The sequence below is a fragment of the Enterobacter sp. FW301-JW81 genome (assembly GCF_058788735.1).
The window spans coordinates 201,003-225,329 of sequence record NZ_JBYTBA010000001.1 but is presented as its reverse complement, the minus strand read 5'-3'; the positions used below and the strand labels follow the sequence as shown (position 1 = coordinate 225,329).

At 53.5% G+C, this 24,327-nt stretch carries 18 protein-coding genes; 4 read left to right on the top strand and 14 right to left on the bottom strand.

Annotated features, from left to right (window positions below; all coding sequences use genetic code 11):
- Positions 1-16: 16 nt before the first annotated feature.
- The 7 genes from AC3WOK_RS00995 to AC3WOK_RS00965 form a co-directional block, all read right to left on the bottom strand.
- On the bottom strand, positions 17-2,281 hold the full coding sequence (locus tag AC3WOK_RS00995) for a ComEC family protein (protein WP_492353777.1): 2,265 nt from the start codon (positions 2,279-2,281) through the stop codon (positions 17-19).
- Positions 2,282-2,496: 215 nt separating this feature from the next.
- Complete coding sequence (gene ihfB, locus AC3WOK_RS00990; RefSeq protein WP_008499965.1) at positions 2,497-2,784, bottom strand: integration host factor subunit beta; 288 nt, start codon at positions 2,782-2,784, stop codon at positions 2,497-2,499.
- Positions 2,785-2,954: 170 nt separating this feature from the next.
- Positions 2,955-4,628 carry a 30S ribosomal protein S1 gene (gene rpsA / locus AC3WOK_RS00985; RefSeq protein ID WP_014169387.1) on the bottom strand — a complete coding sequence of 558 codons (1,674 nt, stop codon included), beginning with the start codon at positions 4,626-4,628 and terminating at the stop codon, positions 2,955-2,957.
- A gap of 111 nt (positions 4,629-4,739) precedes the next feature.
- Positions 4,740-5,423 (bottom strand): (d)CMP kinase, encoded by a 684-nt coding sequence (gene cmk, locus AC3WOK_RS00980; protein ID WP_013097305.1) that lies wholly within the window; start codon positions 5,421-5,423, stop codon positions 4,740-4,742.
- 185 nt (positions 5,424-5,608) lie between these two features.
- The gene (aroA, locus tag AC3WOK_RS00975; RefSeq protein WP_063431043.1) at positions 5,609-6,892 is read right to left on the bottom strand and encodes a 3-phosphoshikimate 1-carboxyvinyltransferase; all 1,284 of its coding nucleotides are present in this window, start codon (positions 6,890-6,892) and stop codon (positions 5,609-5,611) included.
- A gap of 68 nt (positions 6,893-6,960) precedes the next feature.
- Positions 6,961-8,049 (bottom strand): 3-phosphoserine/phosphohydroxythreonine transaminase, encoded by a 1,089-nt coding sequence (serC, locus tag AC3WOK_RS00970; protein WP_059310420.1) that lies wholly within the window; start codon positions 8,047-8,049, stop codon positions 6,961-6,963.
- 162 nt (positions 8,050-8,211) lie between these two features.
- Positions 8,212-8,904 (bottom strand): DUF421 domain-containing protein, encoded by a 693-nt coding sequence (locus tag AC3WOK_RS00965; RefSeq protein ID WP_059310421.1) that lies wholly within the window; start codon positions 8,902-8,904, stop codon positions 8,212-8,214.
- Between the two features lie 127 nt (positions 8,905-9,031).
- On the opposite strand from AC3WOK_RS00965, the gene ycaO reads away from it, so the two are divergent.
- From ycaO to pflA, 4 genes are all read left to right on the top strand, one after another.
- The gene (ycaO, locus tag AC3WOK_RS00960; RefSeq protein WP_492353776.1) at positions 9,032-10,792 is read left to right on the top strand and encodes a 30S ribosomal protein S12 methylthiotransferase accessory factor YcaO; all 1,761 of its coding nucleotides are present in this window, start codon (positions 9,032-9,034) and stop codon (positions 10,790-10,792) included.
- Positions 10,793-11,199: 407 nt separating this feature from the next.
- Positions 11,200-12,057: a formate transporter FocA gene (gene focA / locus AC3WOK_RS00955; protein ID WP_008499974.1), complete on the top strand. Its 858-nt coding sequence runs from the start codon at positions 11,200-11,202 to the stop codon at positions 12,055-12,057.
- A 51-nt stretch (positions 12,058-12,108) separates the two neighbouring features.
- On the top strand, positions 12,109-14,391 hold the full coding sequence (gene pflB / locus AC3WOK_RS00950; RefSeq protein WP_023335122.1) for a formate C-acetyltransferase: 2,283 nt from the start codon (positions 12,109-12,111) through the stop codon (positions 14,389-14,391).
- Between the two features lie 204 nt (positions 14,392-14,595).
- The gene (gene pflA, locus AC3WOK_RS00945) at positions 14,596-15,336 is read left to right on the top strand and encodes a pyruvate formate lyase 1-activating protein (RefSeq protein WP_023310991.1); all 741 of its coding nucleotides are present in this window, start codon (positions 14,596-14,598) and stop codon (positions 15,334-15,336) included.
- A gap of 35 nt (positions 15,337-15,371) precedes the next feature.
- On the opposite strand, the gene AC3WOK_RS00940 is transcribed toward pflA, so the two are convergent.
- The 7 genes from AC3WOK_RS00940 to rarA form a co-directional block, all read right to left on the bottom strand.
- On the bottom strand, positions 15,372-15,893 hold the full coding sequence (locus tag AC3WOK_RS00940; RefSeq protein WP_492353775.1) for an anti-virulence regulator CigR family protein: 522 nt from the start codon (positions 15,891-15,893) through the stop codon (positions 15,372-15,374).
- Between the two features lie 123 nt (positions 15,894-16,016).
- Entirely contained in the window at positions 16,017-17,165 is a 1,149-nt protein-coding gene (locus tag AC3WOK_RS00935; RefSeq protein WP_045261768.1) for an MFS transporter, read from the bottom strand.
- A gap of 275 nt (positions 17,166-17,440) precedes the next feature.
- Complete coding sequence (locus AC3WOK_RS00930; RefSeq protein WP_492353774.1) at positions 17,441-18,304, bottom strand: dimethyl sulfoxide reductase anchor subunit family protein; 864 nt, start codon at positions 18,302-18,304, stop codon at positions 17,441-17,443.
- A 1-nt stretch (position 18,305) separates the two neighbouring features.
- Complete coding sequence (locus AC3WOK_RS00925; protein WP_021240882.1) at positions 18,306-18,923, bottom strand: DMSO/selenate family reductase complex B subunit; 618 nt, start codon at positions 18,921-18,923, stop codon at positions 18,306-18,308.
- Between the two features lie 10 nt (positions 18,924-18,933).
- A complete protein-coding gene (dmsA, locus tag AC3WOK_RS00920) occupies positions 18,934-21,378 on the bottom strand; it encodes a dimethylsulfoxide reductase subunit A (RefSeq protein WP_492353773.1) in 2,445 nt (814 codons plus the stop codon).
- A 211-nt stretch (positions 21,379-21,589) separates the two neighbouring features.
- Complete coding sequence (gene serS, locus AC3WOK_RS00915; RefSeq protein WP_008499983.1) at positions 21,590-22,882, bottom strand: serine--tRNA ligase; 1,293 nt, start codon at positions 22,880-22,882, stop codon at positions 21,590-21,592.
- A 99-nt stretch (positions 22,883-22,981) separates the two neighbouring features.
- Positions 22,982-24,325, bottom strand: a complete 1,344-nt coding sequence (gene rarA / locus AC3WOK_RS00910; RefSeq protein WP_059310426.1) for a replication-associated recombination protein RarA — start codon at positions 24,323-24,325, stop codon at positions 22,982-22,984.
- Positions 24,326-24,327: the final 2 nt, after the last annotated feature.

Genomic DNA, 24,327 nt, shown 5'->3' with positions numbered 1-24,327 from the left:
GAAATAGCCGCATATTCTACCCGTTATCTACGGGCGCGCCAAACCACTGATGATACCAAAAGGGTAAATATTGCTCTCGCAAGCGCCGGATTTGCCAGTGATGTTGCGAGAATGTCACCGATATTTGTCCAGAATGAGGGGTGTCGTGCCAGATGCACCCCTCTTTTCGATAACGTTGGACAACTTTTGCCGACGGGAATCGCCATGCGTTATAGCGTGCCGCTGAATCCAGGGCGATCTGTCCTGCCACCCGCTGTACCAGCGGCAATGACGAAGACGTATTGCTGCCATGATGAGGTACCTGTATGAGCGTGGAGGTCATATGACGCCAGTAATGGCTAAGCATAGCCTGTTCCGCCTGCGCTTCAATGTCGCCTGTTAGCAGCACACTCTGCTCACCGTCGTCGACTTTTACCACGCAGGAAGCGTTATTCCCCTGGGAGTGGGAATTTTCAGGCGGCCAGTGGACGGTAAAGGTGAGCCCCTGCCATTCCCAGCGCTGTCCTCTAAAACACGGACGGTGTCCTGCCTGACGTAACGCGCTTCTTATCCACGCGTCTGGCCATGCTTTTTTGAGCGATGCCAGTCCCCCCGCGTGGTCGAGATGGTCATGACTCAGAATAACGCCTTCTGGCCGCAGGTGATGCCAGCGTAGCCACGGGATAATTAACCGCTGCGCGCTATCTCCGCCCGGCCATGCGAGGCCGGTATCATAGAGAATGACTTTTCCCTGCCGTTCAATAACCATTGCCAGTCCCTGCCCCACGTCCAGCATATGTAGCGTCCAGCTATCGTTTTTTGTCGGTTGCCAGAAGGGAAATGTCAGTAAGACACTTCCTGCCAGACAAACGGCAGGAACGGTTTTCCAGGCACGAAAACGCCAGCCAATGACGCTAAGCCAGGGCAGTAATGTCATGTATTGCCAGCGTTGATCCACATTTTGCCAGCCATCAGGCAGGCGCATCAGCAGCCAGAACAGCCCCGCAAGCGATTTATCGGCTGCAAACCAGATGGCACCTTCTACTGCGGCAAGCGGCATTAGATGGAGCAGCATACCGAGCAGAATGAGCGGCACGGAGACAAACGTCACCAGCGGAACAGCAAAGAGATTAGCGACCAGAGAGGAGATGCTGACGCCATGGAAAATCAGAACCTGCAATGGCATGAGCAGCAGCAACATGCCGACCTGCAGATAAATGAGATTCAGTAGCGGCCTTAACCAGCGTGCCCGATGCCAGTGAGGAAGAGGCAGCCACTGAAACCAGAAAATCAGTGCGGCGACGGCAAATGCTGACAGGGCCAGACTCTGCGAAAGTATCGCTAATGGATCGCTTACCAGGATTGCCGCGATACAGCAAAACCATACCTGCCAGGGAGACCATTGACGGGCAGCGATCCGCAACGTCGCGAGCACGGCAAGCGCGATGGCCGTTCGCAACGCTGGAGGCTGCAAACCGGTAAGCCAGGCGTAAAAAGCAGCAAAGCACAGGCCGGCGAAGAGAGGCATTTGCCAGTGGATCCGGTGGCCAGGTAGTAAAAACTGGAACCCACGTGCCAGTAACCAAACGATGGATGCTGCCAGCGCGATATGCAGACCCGAAATCGCCATGAGATGCAGCGTGCCGGTTTCACGCATCAGGTCGTTTATTTCCCGGGGTACATCCAGACGCTCACCCATCCCTAAGCCAAGAATAACCGATCCCCATTGATAAACAGTAAGTCGGTTTTGCAGTGACACCAGGTACTGGGCCCGCAGACTGCAGCGCCCATCGACGAGTTCTGCATGGGTGAATCGCCCACTCAGCGTTTGATGCTGAGCAAAAGCGCTTCGCTGGGCATCATAACCTCCGTCGTTCAGTTCACCATGAGCAGGCCTGAGCCTGAGGCTCATGGCCCAACGCTGGCCGGCACACGCCTTCTGTGGCAGATAATTGCCATACAACGTTATGCCAGTGGATGCCCACCAGCGTTGACCATCAACGCTGAGAATTTTTCCCTGATGCAGGGTTGCGCCATCGGTCGCGGTGATGGCAACCTCAGCCCGTACCGCACCGGAGGTTAAATGCGTCATCGGCCAGACGCTTTCTTGCGCGGCAAGAATACCCCATACACAAAATAGTACCCCGATCCCCACATACTTCAGTCGTACGTTTCGCAGTGCAGCCAGCCCTATCCCAGCCATAATCATCATCCACACGATACGACGCGATGGCAGTTCAGGTAACCAGAGTAAAGGGGTTATCGCCAGAATGGCGCAGATACTCAGCGCGGGTATGCCCATTACTACCTCCCTGTTTCAGAGGGGCAGTATGCAAGCCGACGGATCGCGTTGTCAGGTGAGAAGAATGCGTTTTACAGCAAACGCTGTACTGTTTTTATCGGTTTGCAGAAGCTGAAACGAAAAATGCGGGGCATCTTCAGATGCGATAACGTTAAGTATAAAAAAAGCACCCGCAGGTGCTTTCTTTCAAACCCAGTTTAACCCGATGGTTAAACTCAGTTGCCGTAAATATTGGCGCGATCGCGCAGTTCTTTACCCGGCTTAAAGTGTGGAACGTACTTACCTTCCAGTTCGACTTTATCGCCAGTTTTCGGGTTACGCCCGGTGCGTGGAGCACGATAGTGCAGAGAAAAACTACCGAAACCGCGGATTTCAATGCGCTCGCCCTGGGCAAGAGTGGAAGCCATATGCTCCAGCATCTCTTTTACGGCATCTTCCACTGCCTTGGCAGGGATATGCGGTTGCTGACTGGCAAGTCTTTCAATCAATTCTGACTTGGTCATGATTCCTCCGGTTCCTTTCAAACCAATTAGCTGAACAGCTCATTAAACAAGGGCGGCCGTAGCCGCCCTTTGTTATTGATTACAGGACGAATCCTGCAATCTGTCAAGTTTGCTCCTCATCCTTCGCACTGTAAATATGTTACAGGTCAAACGATGCTGAGAACCTGATATTACTCGCCTTTAGCTGCTTTGAAAGCTTCAGCCATTGCGTTGTTAGAGAAGTTTGCATCTTCCTGTTTGTTAACAGTTGCGATTGCATCTTTCTCATCAGCTTCGTCTTTAGCACGAACAGACAGGCTGATTGCACGGTTCTTACGGTCAACACCGGTGAACTTAGCTTCTACGTCGTCGCCTACGTTCAGAACCAGAGTGGCATCTTCAACGCGGTCACGGGAAGCTTCAGAAGCGCGCAGGTAACCTTCAACGCCGTCAGCCAGTTCTACGGTTGCGCCTTTAGCGTCAACTGCAGTCACTTTACCGTTTACGATTGCGCCTTTCTTGTTCAGTGCAACCCAGTTGTTGAACGGATCTTCTGCGAGCTGTTTAACGCCCAGGGAGATACGCTCACGCTCTGCGTCAACCTGCAGAACAACTGCAGCGATTTCGTCGCCTTTTTTGTATTCACGAACTGCTTCTTCGCCTGCAACGTTCCAGGAGATGTCAGACAGGTGAACCAGGCCATCGATGCCGCCGTCCAGGCCGATGAAGATACCGAAGTCAGTGATAGACTTGATTTTACCTTCAACACGGTCACCCTTGTTGTGGGTTTCCGCGAACTGCTGCCATGGGTTGTTTTTGCACTGTTTCAGGCCCAGGGAGATACGACGACGTTCTTCGTCGATATCCAGAACCATCACTTCCACTACATCACCAACGTTAACAACTTTGGATGGGTGGATGTTTTTGTTGGTCCAGTCCATTTCGGAAACGTGCACCAGACCTTCAACGCCTTCTTCGATTTCAACGAAGCAGCCGTAGTCAGTCAGGTTGGTTACGCGACCAGTCAGTTTAGTACCTTCTGGGTAACGCTTAGCGATAGCTACCCATGGATCTTCGCCCAGCTGTTTCAGGCCGAGGGATACACGAGTACGCTCGCGGTCGAACTTCAGCACTTTAACAGTGATTTCGTCGCCCACGTTCACGATTTCGCTTGGGTGCTTAACGCGTTTCCACGCCATGTCGGTGATGTGCAGCAGGCCATCAACGCCGCCCAGGTCAACGAATGCGCCGTAGTCAGTGAGGTTCTTAACGATACCTTTGACTTCCATGCCTTCCTGCAGGTTTTCCAGCAGCTGATCGCGTTCTGCGCTGTTTTCGGATTCGATAACGGCACGACGGGAAACAACAACGTTGTTACGCTTCTGGTCCAGCTTGATTACTTTGAACTCAAGCTCTTTGCCTTCCAGGTGCAGGGTGTCACGAACTGGACGAACGTCTACCAGAGAACCTGGCAGGAACGCACGAATACCATTCAGCTCAACAGTGAAGCCACCTTTAACTTTGCCGTTGATAACACCGACCACAGTTTCAGCTTCTTCGTAAGCTTTTTCCAGCGTGATCCATGCTTCGTGACGTTTAGCTTTCTCACGAGAAAGCAGGGTTTCACCGAAGCCGTCTTCTACTGCGTCCAGAGCAACGTCAACTTCGTCACCTACCTGGATTTCCAGCTCGCCCTGGGCGTTTTTGAACTGCTCTGCCGGAATGGCGGACTCAGATTTCAGACCAGCGTCAACCAGTACTACGTCTTTGTCGATAGCAACAACAACACCGCGAACGATGGAACCCGGGCGGGTTTCGATTGTTTTTAAGGATTCTTCAAACAGTTGAGCAAAAGATTCAGTCATGTTTAATCTTCAGGTTAATATTAACGTCCACCTGGCTCCGTGCCGGATGGGGTTGTTTCACATACCCGCCGTCAATCCATTGCAGCGGGGGTACTACTAAATCGGTCGCGATTACGCGAGTGCCAGTTTTTGGCGCGCATATTGTAGCGCTTTTTCAATCACTTGCTCAATAGTTAAACTGGTTGAATCCAGAACTAATGCATCTTCTGCAGGAACAAGTGGGGCGACGGCGCGGTTACGATCGCGGTCATCGCGCTCTTTTATCTCGGATAAAAGGCGATCAAAGTTAACACTAAACCCCTTTTCCTGCAACTGAAGCATGCGGCGTTGAGCACGTTCTTCCGAAGAGGCGTCAAGGAAAATTTTCACAGGCGCATCAGGGAATACCACGGTTCCCATATCACGTCCGTCAGCAATCAGACCCGGGGCTTCACGGAAAGCGCGCTGGCGACGTAACAGCGCCTCGCGAACGCGAGGGAATGCCGCCACCTGGGAGGCGGCATTCGCCACTTCCTGCGTACGGATTTCGCCGCTCACGTCTTCCCCTTCAAGGATGACCTCCAGATTGCCATCGGTCGACACGAAACGCACATCCAGATGCGCAGCCAGCGGAACCAGCGCCTCTTCAGACGCCACATCCACGTGATGATGCAGCGCAGCCAGAGCCAGCACGCGATAGATTGCTCCCGAATCTAAAAGATGCCATTGCAATGCTTCCGCCATCGCTTTGCACAGAGTACCTTTCCCTGCGCCACTTGGCCCATCAATGGTGATTACCGGGGCAACTGCCGTCATCTTTTTCTCCTTAAATAAGGCATACCGTTTACATGAACGCCGCGCATTATACGCGCCAACGTGCGCAACTGTTACCTTTGCGTGCAAATTACGGAATGATTGAAGCAGAGTGTAGAAGAAATGAGCGGAGGTGTTCGTAATGAAGCGTAAGCAAATGCCGCATCGGGTGATGCGGCAACATGTTATCAGGCCAGCGTGCTAATGCGTGCCAGCTGTTCGAAGTAGTCCGGGAAGGTTTTCGCCGTACATTTCGGATCGAGAATTGTGACAGGCGTGTCGGACAGCGCCACCAGCGAGAAGCACATCGCCATACGGTGATCGTTATAGGTTCCGATTTCCGCAAACTGCAGTTTTGCCGGAGGGGTTACGCGAATATAGTCTTCGCCCTCTTCCACCTCTGCCCCCACTTTACGCAACTCGGTCGCCATCGCGAACAGGCGGTCCGTCTCTTTTACGCGCCAGTTATAGATATTACGCAGCGTGGTGGTGCCTTTGGCGAACAGTGCCGCTGTAGCAATGGTCATCGCCGCATCCGGGATATGGTTCATGTCCATATCGATGGCGTTCAGCTCGCCGTGGGTACAGGAGATGAAGTCATCACCCCAGGTCACAACGGCCCCCATTTTCTCGAGCACATCGGCAAAGCGGATATCACCCTGCACGCTGTTGCGGCCAATACCGGTCACTTTTACCGTGCCGCCTTTAATGGCCCCTGCGGCCAGGAAATAGGAGGCGGATGAGGCATCCCCTTCAACGAGATAGTTGCCCGGAGACTGGTACTGCTGGGCACCGCGCACCACAAAGCGCTGATAGGCCTGGTTTTCAACCTCGACGCCGAAGGTCTTCATCAGGTGCAGTGTGATATCAATGTACGGTTTGGAAACCAGATCGCCCTTAATGGTGATAAGGGTATCCTGCGGTGCCAGCGGTGCGGTCATCAGCAGCGCCGTCAGGAACTGGCTGGACACACTGCCATCCACCTCAACGTTTCCGCCGGTAAAGCCCCCGCGCAGACGCAGTGGCGGATAATTTTCCTGCTCCAGATACTCAATCTGTGCGCCACCCTGGCGAAGGGCGTCCACCAGATGGCCAATCGGACGCTCTTTCATGCGAGGTTCGCCGGTCAGCACAATGTTGTTGCTCCCCAGACACAGGGCTGCCGCCAGCGGGCGCATCGCCGTACCGGCGTTGCCCAGGAACAGCTCAAGCTCTTCACCCGCGTGCAGCGCGCCGCCATTGCCGGTCACTTCGCAGCGAGTGCGATCGTCAGACAACGTGTAATGAACTCCCAACGCTTTCAGCGCATTGAGCATATGGCGCACGTCATCGCTGTCCAGCAGGTTTGTAAGGACGGTGGTGCCGTTTGCCAGAGCTGCCAGCAGCAGAGCGCGGTTCGAGACACTTTTTGAACCAGGCAGATTAATGGTGCCATCTACCCGCGCGATAGGTTGTAACGTCAGGGATTCCATGAAACTTAACTCTCAACTCAACATAATAAAAACCCCGCAGCAGCGCTGCGGGGGTGAAAACAGCGCAATTAACCGTGGCGACGTTCGAAATCGATCATGAAATCAGTCAGGGCTTTAACGCCTTCCAGCGGCATCGCGTTATAGATAGAGGCACGCATGCCGCCGACAACGCGGTGTCCTTTCAGCGCATGCAGGCCTGCCGCGAAGGACTCTTCCAGGAACACTTTGTCCAGGTTGCTGTCCGCCAGCTGGAACGGCACGTTCATGCGGGAACGGTTAGCGTTCGCCACATCGTTGCGGTAGAAGTCGCTCTTGTCGATCACGCCGTACAGCAGTTCGGCTTTCTGCTGATTCACTTTGTCCATCTGCGCCACGCCGCCGTTTTGCTTCAGCCATTTAAAGACCAGGCCGGAAAGGTACCAGGCGAACGTTGGTGGGGTGTTGAACATAGAGTCGTTATCGTTCAGCACGGTGTAATCGAGAATCGACGGACAGGATTTATGCGCTTTACCCAGCAGGTCGTCACGCACGACGACGATAGTCAAACCGGCCGGGCCTATATTTTTCTGTGCGCCCGCATAGATAACACCGTAGCGGCTGACATCAATTGGCGCAGAAAGAATGGTGGAGGAAAAGTCGGCGGCAACCACGACATCGCTGCCGAAGTTTGGCGTCTCGTCGATGGCAATCCCGTCAATGGTTTCGTTCGGGCAGTAGTGCAGATACGCTGCGTTATCTGAAAGCTGCCACTCGCTCATTGGCTTCACGGCGCGCAGACCGTCAACGGTTACTTTGGCGTCAATAACATTCGGCGTGCAGTATTTATGCGCTTCTTTAACGGCGCTTGCCGCCCAGTAACCCGCATCAACGTAGTCGGCCGTCGTTTTGTCTCCAAGGATATTCAGCGGTACGCCAGCAAACTGACCGCGCCCACCGCCGTGACAGAACAATACTTTGTAGTTCGAGGGGATATTCAGCAGATCGCGAAAATCCTTTTCTGCCTCTTCCGCCACCTGAATAAACTCTTTACCCCGGTGGCTGATCTCCATCACCGACGTCCCCAGACCATTCCAGTCACAAAGTTCCTGTTGAGCCTGTTTAAGTACGTCTGCCGGTAACATCGCCGGACCTGAACTGAAATTAAAGACTTGAGCCATTTCCCCTCACCACGCTAAAAGCCATAAGTTATAACTGTGGATATCGGTTTTATCATTCAGTGACACGCGCCGCAATGTCTAAAACTTATGACCCGTGAAATGTGCCCTACGTCACACAAAACAATCTGCCGCCTCGCTATGACAAAACCGACAAAATGGCTGTCAGGTGATGCGTTTAGCACGGCTAACCTTCGTCCATTCCGGATTTGCACAGCGAGGGCATAATTGACGATCCCCCGGCTGCATTGCAATCACGTGGCTACATCTCACGCAGGCATACTCGCCCGATTCGGGTACGGTTCTGAAACGCTCGATAAGCATATCCGGCAGGATACACAGTCCCGGCTTCACCTCGTCGTCAGAATAGTAATAGACGCTGATTTGACCGTTAGTTTCCATTATTGCCAGACGCACCTGCCCGAGCTGTTCAACGCTATTCAGACGAAGCTCCATAAAGAACTCAAACTCGGTCATATTGGCGCTCTGTACATTTTCCCAGGCCAGCTGTCCGTTCTCGACGATAACGACCGGCTTCCCTTCAAGCAGATCTTCCAGCTTTTCGCTTTTCGACATCAGCCACATGACAAGGCGGTAAAGCAGCGCCAGTGAGACAAAGACGATAAACACCGGCACCATCGGTACATCATCATAAAAGGCGACGTCCCCCGCTGCTGAACCCAGCGTCAGGATGATCAACACCTCAAAGAGCGACATCTGCCTTACGCCGCGACGGCCCGTAATCTTGAGAAACAGAAAGACCAGAACGAAGGTATACAGACTGCGCAGAGCGACTTCGCCTAAAAACTCAGGAGGGACTTTATCAAACGCCATCCGCTGGAGATCAAACGCTTTCATTTTTCTATGCCTTAACAGTAGGTTACTGAATGTAAGCATAGCTCAGGCTTTTATTTTCGCCGAAGATAGCACCCGTCACGCAAAACCCGTATCATTGCGCGCTTTACGTACGATAAAAGTGAACGCCATGACTCAAACGTTTATCCCCGGCAAAGACGCCGCTCTGGAAGATTCCATCGCTCGCTTCCAGCAAAAACTGACCGACCTGGGTTTTAACATCGAAGAAGCCTCCTGGCTCAATCCGGTGCCTCATGTCTGGTCCGTGCATATTCGCGATAAAGAGTGTGCCCTGTGCTTTACCAACGGTAAAGGCGCGACCAAAAAAGCGGCACTGGCCTCTGCGCTGGGTGAGTATTTTGAGCGTCTGTCCACCAACTATTTCTTCGCTGACTTCTGGCTGGGCGAAACCATCGCTAACGGCCCGTTCGTTCACTATCCAAATGAAAAATGGTTCCCGCTGACCGAAGATGACGAACTGCCGGAAGGTATTCTCGACGCTCGCCTGCGTGCCTTCTACGATCCAGACAGCGAACTGACGGCCAGCATGCTGATCGATCTGCAGTCCGGTAACGAAGATCGCGGTATTTGCGCCCTGCCGTTTACCCGTCAGTCTGATGAGCAGACCGTCTATATCCCGATGAACATCGTCGGCAACCTGTATGTGTCCAACGGTATGTCCGCCGGTAACACCCGCAATGAAGCACGCGTACAGGGTCTGTCTGAAGTCTTCGAACGCCATATTAAAAACCGCATCATTGCCGAATCTATCAGCCTGCCTGAAATTCCGGCCGACGTGCTGGCGCGTTATCCGGGCGTGGTGGAATCCATCGCCAAACTGGAAGCAGAAGGTTTCCCTATTTTTGCGTATGACGGCTCGCTGGGCGGTAAGTACCCGGTTATCTGCGTTGTGCTGTTTAACCCCACGAACGGCACCTGCTTCGCCTCCTTCGGCGCGCATCCTGACTTCGGCGTGGCGCTGGAACGTACCGTTACCGAGTTGCTGCAGGGCCGTAGCCTGAAAGATCTCGACGTGTTCACCCCGCCAACGTTTGACGACGAAGAAGTGGCCGAGCATACCAACCTCGAAACCCACTTCATCGACTCCAGCGGTTTGATCTCCTGGGATATGTTCAAGCAGGAGGCAGACTATCCGTTCGTGGACTGGAGCTTTGCCGGTACAACCGAAGAAGAGTTCGCCACGCTGATGGCTATCTTCAAAGCCGAAGATCAGGACGTCTATATCGCCGACTACGAGCACCTCGGCGTCTACGCGTGCCGCATTATTGTTCCCGGCATGTCCGACATCTACCCTGCCGAAGATCTGTGGCTGGCGAATAACAGCATGGGCGCGCATCTGCGCGAAACGCTGCTGGCTCTGCCGGGCAGCGAATGGGCGAAAGAAGATTATCTGAACCTGATCGCCCAGTTGGACGAGGAAGGCCACGATGACTTCACGCGCGTGCGTGAACTGCTGGGCCTGGCGACCGGTAAAGATAACGGCTGGTACACCCTGCGTATCGGTGAGCTGAAAGCGATGCTGGCCCTGGCGGGTGGCGACCTGGATCAGGCCCTGGCCTGGACCGAGTGGACCATGGAGTTCAACCAGTCGGTCTTCTCTGCCGAGCGCACCAATTATTATCGCTGTCTGCAAACGCTGTTGCTGCTCGCACAGGAAGAGGATCGCGAGCCGCTGCAATATCTGAATGCTTTCGTGCGTATGTACGGCGCTGAGGCCGTAGAAGCAGCCAGCGCGGCCCTGAGTGGCGAAGAGCCATTCTATGGTCTGCAGGCTGTGGATAGCGATTTGAAAGCCTTCCCTGCGCATCAGTCGCTGCTGAAGGCCTACGAAAAGCTGCAGAAAGCAAAAGCCGCTTACTGGTCAAAATAAGCGCACATAACATTACCAGCAGTAGGCGTATTCAATCGTCTGGGCTATATTACGGGGCAATTTCATTGCCCCGTTTTTTTATTTTCTTCGGCAATGATTGTTGAATGTAATAATAAAGTTAAACGTGGGTAAATATAATAATATTTACCTGGGCTTTACTGTTACTTTTTATGGTAAATACTCCATATTAATTAACTGTTTCAGAGGTGGCCGGACGAAAAAATTCAACTCTTTTCATAACTTTTAAAATTTATTTTTATACGGATAATCAAACACTTACTCCGCATTTGCTGTAAAACCATACACAGTGCGGGCCTATAAGCCAGGCGAGATATGATCTATATCAATTTCTCTTCTATAATGCTTTGTTAGTATCTCGTCGCCGACTTAATAAAGAGAGAGTTAGTGTGAAAGCTGACAACCCTTTTGATCTTTTACTCCCTGCTGCGATGGCGAAAGTTGCCGAAGAAGCGGGTGTCTATAAAGCAACGAAACACCCGATGAAGACGTTCTATCTGGCGATTACGGCTGGTGTGTTCATCTCTATCGCTTTCGTCTTCTACATCACCGCCACCACCGGTACTGCCGGAATGCCTTTCGGCATGGCCAAACTGATTGGCGGCATTTGCTTCTCACTGGGTCTGATTCTTTGCGTTATCTGCGGTGCCGACCTCTTCACCTCAACGGTGCTGATTGTCGTGGCAAAGGCCAGCGGAAGAATTACCTGGGGTCAGCTGGCACGTAACTGGCTTAACGTCTACGTGGGTAACCTGGTTGGCTGTCTGCTCTTTGTTTTGTTGATGTGGCTTTCTGGCGAGTACATGACCGCCAACGGTGGCTGGGGCCTCAACGTCCTGCAAACCGCCGACCACAAAATGCACCACACATTTATCGAAGCCGTTGCTCTCGGCATCCTCGCTAACCTCATGGTCTGCCTGGCTGTATGGATGAGCTACTCTGGTCGTAGCCTGATGGACAAAGCCTTAATTATGGTTCTGCCGGTTGCGATGTTTGTTGCCAGCGGCTTCGAGCACAGTATCGCGAATATGTTCATGATTCCGATGGGCATTGTCATCCGCGACTTTGCGAGCCCGGAGTTCTGGACCGCAGTTGGTTCATCCCCGGAAAGTTTCTCTCACCTGACTATTATGAATTTCATTACTGATAACCTGATCCCTGTCACTATCGGGAACATTATCGGTGGGGGTCTGTTAGTTGGGTTGACATACTGGGTCATTTACCTGCGTGGCGACGATCATCATTGATGGTTTTCTCAGGCAGTAAATAAAAAATCCACTTAAGAAGGTAGGTGTTACATGTCCGAGCTTAATGAAAAGTTAGCCACAGCCTGGGAAGGTTTTGCGAAAGGTGACTGGCAGAATGAAGTAAACGTACGTGACTTCATTCAGAAAAACTATACCCCGTATGAAGGTGACGAATCCTTCCTGGCTGGCGCAACTGAAGCGACCACCAAGCTGTGGGACAGCGTAATGGAAGGCGTTAAACTGGAAAACCGCACTCACGCGCCAGTTGATTTTGACACCTCCGTTGCTTCCACCATCACTTCTCACGATGCTGGCTACATCAACAAAGCCCTTGAGAAAATCGTTGGTCTGCAGACTGAAGCACCACTGAAACGCGCAATCATCCCGTTCGGTGGTATCAAAATGGTTGAAGGTTCCTGCAAAGCGTATAACCGCGAGCTGGACCCAATGCTGAAAAAAATCTTCACCGAATATCGCAAAACCCACAACCAGGGCGTATTCGATGTTTACACCAAAGACATTCTGAACTGCCGTAAATCTGGCGTTCTGACTGGTCTGCCAGATGCGTATGGCCGTGGCCGTATCATCGGTGACTACCGTCGCGTTGCGCTGTACGGTATCGACTTCCTGATGAAAGACAAATACGCGCAGTTCGTTTCCCTGCAGTCTGACCTGGAAAACGGCGTAAACCTGGAAGCGACTATCCGTCTGCGTGAAGAAATCGCTGAACAGCACCGCGCGCTGGGTCAGATCAAAGAAATGGCGGCTAAATATGGCTGCGATATCTCTGGTCCTGCAACCAACGCTCAGGAAGCTATCCAGTGGACCTACTTCGGCTACCTGGCCGCGGTTAAGTCTCAGAATGGTGCAGCAATGTCCTTCGGTCGTGTATCCACCTTCCTGGATGCTTACATCGAACGTGACATCAAAGCAGGTAAAATCACCGAGCAAGACGCTCAGGAAATGATTGACCACCTGGTCATGAAACTGCGTATGGTTCGCTTCCTGCGTACCCCTGAATACGATGAGCTGTTCTCCGGTGACCCAATCTGGGCAACTGAATCCATCGGTGGTATGGGCGTTGACGGCCGTACGCTGGTGACCAAAAACAGCTTCCGCTTCCTGAACACCCTGTACACCATGGGTCCTTCTCCGGAGCCGAACATCACCGTTCTGTGGTCTGAAAAACTGCCTCTGAACTTCAAGAAATTCGCCGCTAAAGTGTCTATCGACACCTCTTCTCTGCAGTACGAGAACGATGACCTGATGCGTCCGGACTTCAACAACGACGATTACGCTATCGCTTGCTGCGTAAGCCCAATGGTTGTTGGTAAACAAATGCAGTTCTTCGGTGCGCGTGCAAACCTGGCGAAAACCATGCTGTACGCAATCAACGGCGGCGTTGATGAAAAACTGAAAATGCAGGTTGGTCCTAAGTCTGAACCAATCAAAGGCGACGTTCTGAACTTCGACGAAGTGATGGAGCGTATGGATCACTTCATGGACTGGCTGGCTAAACAGTACGTCACTGCACTGAACGTTATCCATTACATGCACGACAAGTACAGCTACGAAGCCTCTCTGATGGCACTGCACGACCGTGACGTTATCCGCACCATGGCGTGTGGTATCGCTGGTCTGTCCGTTGCTGCTGACTCCCTGTCTGCAATCAAATATGCGAAAGTTAAACCAATTCGTGACGAAGACGGCCTGGCTGTAGACTTCGAAATCGAAGGTGAATACCCGCAGTTTGGTAACAACGACTCTCGCGTAGATGACATGGCGGTTGACCTGGTAGAACGTTTCATGAAGAAAATTCAGAAACTGACTACTTACCGTAACGCTATCCCGACTCAGTCTGTTCTGACCATCACCTCTAACGTTGTGTATGGTAAGAAAACCGGTAACACCCCAGACGGTCGTCGTGCTGGCGCGCCATTTGGCCCAGGTGCTAACCCAATGCACGGTCGTGACCAGAAAGGTGCGGTTGCCTCTCTGACCTCCGTTGCTAAACTGCCGTTTGCTTACGCGAAAGATGGTATCTCTTACACCTTCTCTATCGTGCCAAACGCACTGGGTAAAGACGACGAAGTGCGTAAAACTAACCTCGCGGGTCTGATGGATGGGTACTTCCACCACGAAGCGTCCATCGAAGGTGGTCAGCACCTGAACGTGAACGTAATGAACCGTGAAATGCTGCTCGACGCGATGGAACATCCTGAGAAATATCCTCAGCTGACCATCCGTGTATCTGGCTACGCAGTACGTTTTAACTCCCTGACTAAAGAACAGCAGCAGGACGTTATCACCCGTACTTTCACTCAGTCCATGTAACTGGAATTGACTGAAATCACGCGTTAAAAAGCGTACAATAAAGGCTCCACGTCAGTGGGGCCTTTTTAGCACCCTCTCCACCTCAGTCTCTTTTGTCCGCTATCTATACTCTATGGATATCAGCCAAAACAGACTTAAACACAGCCGGCTTTGAGCTGTGCATACACAGGCCCCGGACGGGCCGATGCTGGAGATATCACCGCAATGTCAATTATTGGTCGCATTCACTCCTTTGAATCCTGTGGCACCGTCGATGGCCCGGGTATCCGCTTTATTACCTTTTTCCAGGGCTGCCTGATGCGCTGCCTGTACTGCCACAACCGTGACACATGGGACACCCACGGCGGGAAAGAAGTGACCGTCGAAGATTTGATGAAAGAGGTGGTGACCTACCGCCACTTTATGAACGCGTCCGGTGGTGGCGTGACGGCGTCCGGTGGCGAGGCCATTCTTCAGGCCGAGTTTGTCCGCGACTGGTTCCGCGCCTGCCACAAAGAAGGTATCCATACCTGTCTGGACACCAATGGCTTTGTACGCCGCTACGATCCCGTTATCGATGAATTGCTCGAAGTGACCGATCTGGTCATGCTCGATCTCAAACAGATGAACGATGAGATCCACCAGAACCTGGTTGGCGTCTCCAACCACCGCACGCTGGAATTTGCCAAATACATTGCCGATAAAGGCATTAAAACCTGGATCCGCTACGTGGTTGTACCTGGCTGGTCAGATGATGACGACTCCGCGCACCGCCTGGGTGAATTTACCCGCGACATGGGCAACGTCGAGAAAATCGAACTTCTGCCCTATCACGAGCTGGGAAAACATAAATGGGTGGCAATGGGCGAAGAGTACAAACTCGATGGCGTGAAGCCGCCGAAGAAAGAGACGATGGAACGCGTCAAAGGTATTCTTGAACAGTACGGCCATAAGGTTATGTATTAAAGAAAAGCCCGGTGAAAACCGGGCTTTTTTAGATTCTATTTAAAGACGCCGTTAATAACGGACGTCACAATGGCTGTACTCAGCGCAATTAAGACCAGATCGTCACCCACGACCCGCCATTCATAGCCAGGATAGGAAGGAAGCTGGCCCAGCATAGAAGCCGGCACGGTTTTCTTCGCAATGCCCGGAGGCAGTGGTTTGCCGCGTGCAAGGTTTTTCGCAATGCCTGGAGGCAGTGATTCATACCCCGTTAACCCATAGTTCAGGGCCAGATGGCGTGCGTGATCGAAGCTCACGCGAGCGTTAACATCATCACTGACGCTTTTATTCGATTTACCAGGATTTTCTTGTCCATTATTTTGCTTATTGCCATGGGTACCGGAATTTCCGTTACCATGATTCCCGGAATTGCCATGATTACCACCATTACCTTGCCCGCCACCGTTTCCGTGACCATTGCCATTCCCGTTTCCGGGATTAGCCATGACCGGAGCCGTTGCAAACGTTAAAGACAACACTACGACAAGTGCGGTAGTGGAAAAACGACGAATAGACATGATTGCTGCCTTATAGTGGTAGGACTCACCTGAATTATCGCCTGGCGCAATAAACAAACAATAAGTAAAACTCTCAGTTGTGACAGTGACAAAAAAGCCAGTCGATGACTGGCTTTTAGTTAATCAGGCATGTGCCACAGGCGTTGGGTGTTCACCCGCTTTGCGCAGCAGCATCAGGAGATAAATAAAGGACACGCTGGCGATCATAATAAACAGCAAATTGTCGGAATAATTCTGCATCAGCATCGCGGTAAACGTCGGCCCTAATAAACTGCCGATGGTATAGCTCAGTAATAGCGCCTGGTTCATCGCCACCAGCTGGTGATGTTCAACTTTCTCACAGGCCCAGGCCATCGCGACCGGATAGAGCGTAAAACCGGCAGCCCCAAGAATAAACAGCGCAGGCGCCATTGCGGCGTTGCTGAGCATGGCAAGGCAGCCCATGATCACCACGAAGACCTGAACGCGCAGCACCAGCAGGCGACCGAAGCGGTCCGCCAGACGGCCAATCGGCCACTGCCCGACGATCCCCGCACTCACCATGACCGCCATCCAGAAGCCAATTCCGGAATCGCTAACGCCCTGATGATTCAGATAGAGCGGCATCAGGCCATAGAGCGAGCCCAGCACAATACCCGAGATAATGCAGCCGTTAACGCCCAGACGCGCCTGACGGAGCCTCAGCATCGGCCAGACGTGAGTCGCTTCCTGATGCTCGCTGTTCTGGTTCACAATGCGCGTGAAGAGCAGCGGCAGGATTGCGGCCAGCACCATGCCCGTCACCCACGGCAGAACGCTCATCAGGTCAGTTGGCAGCTTGCTGACCATCAGTTGCCCCAGCACGGTGCCCACGTAGTAAACCATCATATAGGCTGCCAGCAGGCGCCCGCGGTTACGCGAGGTACCGCTACACATCAGCGCACTTTCAACGACCACCCATATCATCGCGCAGCCTACGCCAGCGATAAAGCGCCATGCCATCCAGCTCCAGAAGCCAACCATCAGGCCCAGCCCAGCACAGCCAGCGGCGAAAATCAGCGAAGCCAGATAATAACTGCGGTTAAAGCCAAAGCGCTTGATCAGGCTACCGGTTAATAACGTGCCCAGCAGGTTCCCGGTAAAAAAGGACGAGCTGACCATACCCACCTGCCAGGTCGGTAAGTTTTCATGGGCAAGCCACAGCGGGACGAGCGTATTTAACACTGCGATCGCCAGGGTCAACAGAAGCAGGCCACAGAGCAACAGAAGCACTGGCCGGGTATAGGTGGTCATGGATTAAAAACCGTGAGGAAGTTCAGATTTCGTGCGCATCATGCCACTGGCAAAAACAAAGTCAATCCACTGATTTAGCCGCCTCGCACAATATGTTCCCTGTCGATTTAAAAAACTTATCCTGCTAATGCCACGCCTGCTAAAGATATTAATTATGTATCTGTTTTTGTTTATTAATGACCAAAATTAAAACAAAACGACAGTCGAAAAATTTCATGATCGAAAAAAGAAAAAGCCGGGCGCTGAGGCCCGGCTTTTTATACTCAAATACAGCGTTAACTGGCGATAGCCATACCCACGGTCATATGCAGGCCATAAAACACGCCGCGGCCAATCAGTTCACCCGCCAGCACCAGCACAAAGGCCAGCGACAGTAGAGGCAGCGCAGGTTGATAACCTTTAAGCTGAGGGGCAATCCAGAATACTAACGCCGCAACCAGCAGAACGATACGCCAGGCCATCAGAGAACCGTAATCCGGTACCAGGGCAGACGCCTGCTGAATCGAGCTGTGAATGGTTGCCAGTTCGGCCCCCTGCATCAGGGCAACTATCACACTTACCACCAGCGCCAGCAGCGAAACGGCGGGCAGCAAACGCATTGCCCACCCGTCGACACCCGCTACGCGCAGCAGCAGGAAGCCCAGCAGCGGCCCGCCGATAAACATTGTCAGGAAGAAGCTCATTGGCGTCCAGACGCTGTACCAGGTGGGCACCGTGTCGATGGTGTTATAAACGCGCACCATCATCCATACGAACACCACGCCCAGCACCATGGTCACGATTAGCCACAGGCTGCGCAGACCCGCAGGCAATTTCTTCAGCGCGGCCAGCAGCCAGCCGAGCCCACCGACGGCAAAGAAAATTGCCCCGCTGGCAATCTCATTACTGAGAGACGAGGCGCCTACGCGGTTCAGGGAGTTAAACGCGCGCATCGGTGAACCCAGGTGCAGCGTAGAGGCGATAAAGCCAATCCCCATGAGAACCCACAGGCCAAACATGCTCATCACTAAACGCTGCTGCTGTTCGGCATTCAGATTGCCTTTCAACAATGCCAGCGCGAGCACAATGAAGCCACCTGCCACGCACTGACCAAAGACCGTGAAGATCATCAGCGGCCATTCATGCCATCCACTTCCCATCTCACACCTCCTTCGGATTTGCCAGGTAGCCGGTGGTATCACCTGTAGGACGGCTGTTGGCGTTAGGTTTAATGACAATACTCGGCTTCGTGAAGTGTGCAGATGGCAGCGGTGCCACTGCGGCAAGCTGACCGTGTTTTTGACGCAGCTCTTCAATCGGGCCAAAGTCCAGCGCGCGCAGCGGACAGGACTCGACGCAAATCGGCTTTTTGCCATCCGCTACGCGGGTGTGGCAGCCGTCGCATTTGGTCATATGACCCTTCGCGGCGTTGTACTGCGGCGCACCGTACGGACAGGCCATATGGCAGTAGCGACAGCCGATGCAGACATCTTCATCGACCACCACAAAACCGTCTTCACGCTTGTGCATCGCTCCGCTCGGACAAACCTTCGTACAGGCAGGATCTTCACAGTGGTTACAGGCAATCGACAGGTAATAAGCAAAGACGTTCTGATGCCAGACGCCGTTATCTTCCTGCCAGTCGCCCCCGGCGTATTCGTAGATGCGGCGGAAGCTCACGTCCGGAGTCAGGTCTTTGTAATCTTTACAGGCCAGCTCGCAGGTTTTGCACCCGGTGCAACGGCTGGAATCAATAAAAAATCCATACTGGGTTGTCATCGGTTACTCCTTAAACCTTTTCAACCTGGACAAGGTTGGTGTGGGATGGGTTGCCTTTCGCCAGCGGCGATGGACGCTGCGTGGTCAGTACGTTAATACTGCCAGCCTGATCGATGCGGTTGGCATCCGGGCTGTACCATGCGCCTTCCCCCAGCGCTACAACGCCGGGCATCATGCGCGGTGTCACTTTGGCTTCAATATGAACCTCGCCGCGGCCGTTAAAGATCCGTACGCGGTCGCCATTGCTGATGCCGCGCGCTTTGGCATCCATCGGGTTGATCCACATCTCCTGTCGGCAGGCGGCTTTCAGTACGTCGACATTACCGTAGGTTGAGTGAACGCGCGCTTTGTAGTGGAAACCGGTCAACTGTAGCGGGAATTTCGCCGTCAGCGGATCGTTATAGTTTTCAAAGCCCGGCGTATAGATAGGCAGCGGATCGATAACGTCCCCTTCCGGCAGCTCCCAGGTGGAGGCAATTTTAGCCAGTGCTTCAGAGTAGATTTCGATTTTGCCCGACGGCGTGGTCAGCGGATTCGCCTGTGGGTCTTCGCGGAAGGCTTTGTACGCCACGTGGTGCCCTTCCGGGTCACGCTGTTTGTACATTCCCTGCTGGCGGAAGGTATCGAAGTCCGGCAGGTCGGGGATCGCTTTACGGGAGAGCTCATGAAGATGGCGCATCCACCCTTCCTGAGTGCGCCCCTCAGTAAACTGCTGCTCAACGCCAAGGCGCTTTGCCAGCTCGGAGGTCATCTCATAAATGGTTTTGCACTCGAAGCGTGGCTTGATGGCCCTATCGGTGAAAATCACGTAGGACATATTGCCGCAGGAGGCATCCAGCGCGAAATCCATCTGCTCAGAGGCGGTGCAGTCTGGCAGCAGAATATCGGCATATTTTGCCGAGGAGGTCATGTGGCAGTCGATCACCACAATCATCTCGCACTTCTTGTCGTCCTGCAGGATTTCATGGGTACGGTTGATTTCGGAGTGCTGATTGATAAGGCAGTTACCGGCGTAATTCCAGATCATCTTGATCGGCACGTCCAGCTTGTCCTTGCCGCGCACGCCGTCGCGCAGCGCCGTCATTTCCGGGCCACGTTCAATCGCATCGGTCCACATGAACATGGAGATACTGGTCTGCACCGGATTTTCAAGGGTCGGCATGCGTTCAAACGGCAGCGAATACGAGCCTTCACGCGCGCCGGTATTACCGCCGTGAACACCGACGTTGCCGGTCAGAATAGAGAGCATGGAGATGGCACGGGTCGCGATTTCACCGTTTGCATGGCGCTGCGGCCCCCAGCCCTGGCTGATGTAGGCCGGTTTGGCAGCACCTATTTCACGCGCCAGCTGAACAATGCGCTCGACCGGAATACCGGTGATGGTGGATGCCCACTCCGGCGTTTTCGCCACGCCGTCGCTGCCCTGACCGAGAATATAGGCTTTGTAATGCCCGTTAGCCGGCGCGCTGGCTGGCAGGGTTTTCTCGTCATAACCAACGCAGTATTTATCCAGGAAAGGCTGATCGACAAGATTTTCGGTGATCATCACCCACGCCAGTGCTGAGACCAGTGCCGCGTCAGTACCTGGACGAATAGGGATCCACTCATCTTCACGCCCTGCACCGGTATCGGTATAGCGCGGATCGATGATGATCATCCGGGCATTAGATTTAGCGCGGGCCTGTTCCAGGTAATAAGTCACCCCGCCGCCGCTCATACGCGTTTCACCCGGGTTATTACCGAACAGGACGACCAGCTTACTGTTTTCGATATCGGACGGGCTGTTGCCATCTGCCCAGCCACCGTAGGTGTAGTTCAGACCTTCGGCAATCTGTGCGGAAGAATAGTCACCGTAGTGGTTGAGATAACCACCGCAGCAGTTCATCAGGCGTGCCACCAGCGTTTTACCCGGCGGCCAGGAGCGGGTCAGCGTGCCGCCGAGCGTCCCGGTACCGTAGTTCAGGTAGATGGATTCGTTGCCGTACTCTTTGATCAAACGCTGCATGTTGGTGGCGATGATATCGTAGGCTTCATCCCAGCTAATCCGTTCGAACTTACCTTCCCCACGCTTGCCCACGCGCTTCATCGGGTATTTCAGGCGGTCCGGGTTATATACGCGACGGCGCATGGAGCGGCCGCGCAGACAAGCACGAACCTGATGTAACCCTTCATAGTTATCGTCCCCGGTGTTATCGGTTTCGACATATTTGATTTCGCCATCCACCACATGCATACGCAGCGGACAACGACTACCGCAGTTTACGGTACAGGCACTCCACACCACTTTTTCCGGCGAAGAGGCCGTGGACAGTGCATCTGCCGCCGACGCCAGTCGGGTGAAGGGAAGCGTGAAGGCGCTGCTGGCTACGGCCAGGCCGCCTATTGCCGTGGTTTTCATCAACCCACGGCGAGTGACCTCAGCAGCCATTAATGCTTCAGGCGCGTTGATTTTCATAGAGACTCACTTTGGTTGCTCACAAAGAAAAGAGAGGCGGCGCAAACCGCTATAAAGTTTTATATATATCGAATTTCTTGGTTATCAGCTGCTTATGCTGACTTTCATTCGCAGCAGTATTACTACTTTAGTGGGAGGGGGTATTGCGTCGTATCAATTCAGAGGCATAAAAAAAGCGCCCGCAGGCGCTTTTTTGTTTTGAGGCAAATAATTAGCCGATGTACTGCTGGCCTTTCATGTATGGACGCAGCACTTCAGGGATCTCGATGCGGCCATCTGCCTGCTGGTAGTTTTCCAGCACGGCAACCAGCGTACGGCCAACAGCCAGACCAGAACCGTTCAGGGTATGCACCAGACGGGTTTTCTTGTCAGATTTGCTGCGGCAGCGTGCCTGCATACGGCGCGCCTGGAAATCCCAGACGTTAGAGCAGGAGGAGATTTCACGGTAGGTGTTCTGCGCAGGTACCCACACTTCCAGATCGAAGGTTTTGCAGGCGCCAAAGCCCATATCACCCGTGCACAGAGCCATACGACGGTACGGCAGCCCCAGCAGCTCCAGCACTTTTTCAGCGTGGCCGGTCATCTCTTCCAGTGCGTCCATGGATTCTTCAGGACGGACGATCTGCACCATCTCAACCTTGTCGAACTGGTGCATACGGATCAGACCGCGCGTGTCGCGACCGTAAGAACCTGCTTCAGAACGGAAGCACGGTGAATGTGCCGTCAGCTTAATTGGCAAGTCGTCTTCGTCGATGATCTCATCACGTACGAGGTTGGTCAGCGGCACTTCCGCCGTTGGGATCAGCGCGTAGTTGCTGCTGTCCGCTTCCTCGTCCAGCGGACGGGTGTGGAACAGATCGCCGGCAAATTTCGGCAGCTGACCCGTACCGTACAGCGTATCGTGGTTGACCAGATACGGAACATAGGTTTCGCTGTAGCCGTGCTGTTCGGTGTGCAGATCCAGCATGAACTGCGCCAGCGCGCGGTGCAGATGGGCAATCTGGCCTTTCATCACCACGAAGCGAGAACCGGTCAGCTTAACCGCAGCCGCAAAGTCCAGACCCGCGTGCATTTCGCCCAGCGTCACGTGATCGCGCACTTCAAAGTCAAACTCACGAGGTGTACCCCAGCGTTTCACTTCAACGTTGTCGTTTTCATCTTTACCGACAGGGACGCTGTCGTCAGGAATATTCGGGATAGCCAGGGCAATATCACGAATTTCGGCCTGAAGAACATCCAGTTCAGCTTTCGCCTGATCCAGTTCTTCACCCAGTTTGTTCACTTCCAGGCGTAATGGCTCAATATCTTCCCCGCGCGCTTTCGCCTGGCCGATGGATTTCGATCGAGAATTACGCTCTGCCTGCAGATTTTCAGTTTGTACCTGCAGAACTTTACGACGCTCTTCAAGAGCGCGCAGCTTATCTACATCCAGCTTAAAGCCCCGGCGTGCCAGTTTTTCAGCGACTGCGTCTGGCTCATTACGCAGCAGATTGGGATCGAGCATGCTTATCCTGTGCTTATCGAATTAAATAGGAAAATGTGACCACAGCCTGCGGCCACAATATAACGGGTATACATTGCCAACATTACCGCAACGACTGAGCTAACGGTAGCGTTTTATAGGGCTATTTTGATCCTGTCCGGCAAGCCAGGTGAGCTTTTCACCAATCTTGCCTTCAAGACCTCTGTTTGTGGGGTGATAATAGCGCGTTTGTGCCATCTCCTGCGGGAAATACTCCTCACCGGCAGCATAGGCATTGGGTTCGTCGTGGGCGTAACGGTACTCCTGCCCATATCCCATCTCTTTCATCAGTTTGGTCGGCGCGTTACGCAGGTGAACCGGCACATCGTAGTCCGGACGTTCACGCGCGTCAGACATCGCCGCTTTAAACGCGGTGTAGACGGCATTGCTTTTCGGCGCACAGGCCAGATAAACAATCGCCTGCGCAATCGCGCGTTCGCCTTCCGCCGGGCCTACGCGGGTGAAACAGTCCCAGGCCGACAGCGCGACCTGCATTGCGCGAGGGTCAGCATTGCCGACATCTTCTGAGGCAATCGCCAGGCAGCGGCGCGCAACGTACAGCGGGTCGCCACCGGCAGTGATAATGCGAGCGTACCAGTACAGAGCCGCATCCGGCGCGCTGCCGCGCACGGACTTGTGCAGCGCCGAGATCAGGTCGTAAAAACGGTCGCCTTTATTATCGAAACGCGCGCTGCGTTCACCAGCAATTTCGGTGAGCAATTCCGGCTGCAGCACCCGCTTGCCGGCATCGTCGACTTCGGCCATATCGGCCATCATCTCCAGCGTGTTCAGCGCCCGACGCGCATCACCGTTGACCAGCTCCGCAATCGCACGCCGCGTGTCGTCAGGCAGAACAATATCCTGCCCACCGTAGCCGCGCGCTTTGTCATCCATCGCCTGGGTGAGAACTTTTTCGATGTCCTCAGCAGTCAGCGATTTGAGCAGGTAAACACGAGCACGGGAAAGCAGCGCCGAATTCAGCTCAAACGACGGGTTTTCGGTAGTCGCGCCGATGAAGAAGATCGTGCCATCTTCAATGTGTGGCAGGAAGGCATCCTGCTGGCTTTTATTGAAGCGGTGGACTTCGTCCACGAAGAGGATAGTCCGACGTCCGGCATTGCGGTTTTGCCGCGCACGTTCGATCGCTTCGCGGATCTCCTTCACGCCGGACGTAACTGCCGAGATGCGTTCAACATCCGCGTTTGCATAGCGGGCGATCACTTCGGCAAGCGTGGTTTTGCCGGTGCCAGGGGGCCCCCAGAGGATCATCGAGTGGAGATGCCCGGCCTCAATGGCGCGTGGCAATGGCTTACCGGCAGCCAGCAGGTGTTGCTGGCCGATGTACTGCGCTAAATTTTCTGGCCGCATACGGGCGGCCAGAGGTTGAAACGCGTTATCTGAAAAATCGAGCGACAGATTGCTCACTC

Coding starts and splice junctions, on each gene's coding strand:
- AC3WOK_RS00995 (WP_492353777.1), bottom strand. CDS start 2,281: ATGGGCATACCCGCGCTGAGTATCTGCGCCATTCTGGCGATAACCCCT.
- serC (WP_059310420.1), bottom strand. CDS start 8,049: ATGGCTCAAGTCTTTAATTTCAGTTCAGGTCCGGCGATGTTACCGGCA.
- rpsA (WP_014169387.1), bottom strand. CDS start 4,628: ATGACTGAATCTTTTGCTCAACTGTTTGAAGAATCCTTAAAAACAATC.
- cmk (WP_013097305.1), bottom strand. CDS start 5,423: ATGACGGCAGTTGCCCCGGTAATCACCATTGATGGGCCAAGTGGCGCA.
- AC3WOK_RS00930 (WP_492353774.1), bottom strand. CDS start 18,304: ATGGGAAGTGGATGGCATGAATGGCCGCTGATGATCTTCACGGTCTTT.
- dmsA (WP_492353773.1), bottom strand. CDS start 21,378: ATGAAAATCAACGCGCCTGAAGCATTAATGGCTGCTGAGGTCACTCGC.
- serS (WP_008499983.1), bottom strand. CDS start 22,882: ATGCTCGATCCCAATCTGCTGCGTAATGAGCCAGACGCAGTCGCTGAA.
- AC3WOK_RS00925 (WP_021240882.1), bottom strand. CDS start 18,923: ATGACAACCCAGTATGGATTTTTTATTGATTCCAGCCGTTGCACCGGG.
- ycaO (WP_492353776.1), top strand. CDS start 9,032: ATGACTCAAACGTTTATCCCCGGCAAAGACGCCGCTCTGGAAGATTCC.
- AC3WOK_RS00965 (WP_059310421.1), bottom strand. CDS start 8,904: ATGAAAGCGTTTGATCTCCAGCGGATGGCGTTTGATAAAGTCCCTCCT.
- AC3WOK_RS00940 (WP_492353775.1), bottom strand. CDS start 15,893: ATGTCTATTCGTCGTTTTTCCACTACCGCACTTGTCGTAGTGTTGTCT.
- AC3WOK_RS00935 (WP_045261768.1), bottom strand. CDS start 17,165: ATGACCACCTATACCCGGCCAGTGCTTCTGTTGCTCTGTGGCCTGCTT.
- pflA (WP_023310991.1), top strand. CDS start 14,596: ATGTCAATTATTGGTCGCATTCACTCCTTTGAATCCTGTGGCACCGTC.
- ihfB (WP_008499965.1), bottom strand. CDS start 2,784: ATGACCAAGTCAGAATTGATTGAAAGACTTGCCAGTCAGCAACCGCAT.
- pflB (WP_023335122.1), top strand. CDS start 12,109: ATGTCCGAGCTTAATGAAAAGTTAGCCACAGCCTGGGAAGGTTTTGCG.
- aroA (WP_063431043.1), bottom strand. CDS start 6,892: ATGGAATCCCTGACGTTACAACCTATCGCGCGGGTAGATGGCACCATT.